The sequence below is a fragment of the Luteipulveratus flavus genome (genome assembly GCF_029439465.1).
Taxonomy (GTDB): Bacteria; Actinomycetota; Actinomycetes; order Actinomycetales; family Dermatophilaceae; genus Luteipulveratus; species Luteipulveratus flavus.
Genome location: NZ_JAROAV010000016.1, coordinates 1 through 915 on the forward strand (window position 1 = coordinate 1; position 915 = coordinate 915).

The 915-nt window shown below is 68.1% G+C and carries 1 protein-coding gene; it reads left to right on the forward strand.

What is annotated here, in order from left to right; genetic code table 11:
* Positions 1–17 precede the first annotated feature (17 nt).
* Positions 18–915, forward strand: an 898-nt coding sequence (gene pseI, locus P4R38_RS05210) for a pseudaminic acid synthase (RefSeq protein ID WP_277191315.1), incomplete at its 3' end; no start/stop codon positions are given.

A 915-nucleotide genomic window follows, 5' to 3' on the forward strand; every position in this document is an offset into this window, starting at 1 on the left:
AGATCGCCGGTCGTTGGATCGGTCCGGAGCACGAGCCGTACATCATCGCGGAGATGTCGGGGAATCATGACGGGTCGTTGGACAAGGCGTTGGAGATCGTGCGGATGGCCGCGGCGGCGGGTGCGCACGCGGTGAAGCTGCAGACGTACAAGCCGGAGACGATCACGATCGAGTCCGATGCGCCGGACTTCCGCCTCTCGGAGGGTCATGAGCTGTGGGGTGGGCGGACCCTGTGGGATCTGTACACCGAGGCGCACACGCCGTGGGAGTGGCACGAGCCGATCTTCGCCGAGGCGAAGAAGGTGGGGATCACGGTGTTCTCCTCCCCGTTCGACCCGACCGCGATCGAGCTGTTGGAGGAGCTGGGGGCGCCGGCGTACAAGATCGCTTCGTCGGAGATCGTGGACCTGCCGTTGATCCGGGCGGCGGCCTCCAAGGGCAAGCCGGTGATCATCTCGACCGGGATGGCCTCGATCAGTGAGATCGACGCGGCGGTGGCGGCGGCCCGCTCGACGGGTAACGAGCAGGTGGTGGTGCTGGCGTGCACGGCGAACTACCCGGCGGACCCGTCGGAGTCGAATCTGCGGGGGATCCCGGTGATGGGGGATGCGTTCTCCACGTTGATCGGGTACTCCGATCACACGATCGGGATCGGTGCGGCGGTCGCGGCGGTGGCGTTGGGTGCGGTGCTGGTGGAGAAGCATGTGACGTTGGCGCGTGCGGGTGGTGGGGTGGACTCGGCGTTCTCCTCCGAGCCGGAGGAGCTGGCGGCGTTGGTGTCGCAGACCACGGTGGCGTGGCAGTGCTTGGGGCAGCCGCGGATCGGGGCGCGGGCGCAGGAGAAGGAGGGGTTGCGGTTCCGCCGGTCGTTGTACGTGGTGGCGGACGTGAAGGCCGGTGAGCCGGTCACCGCGG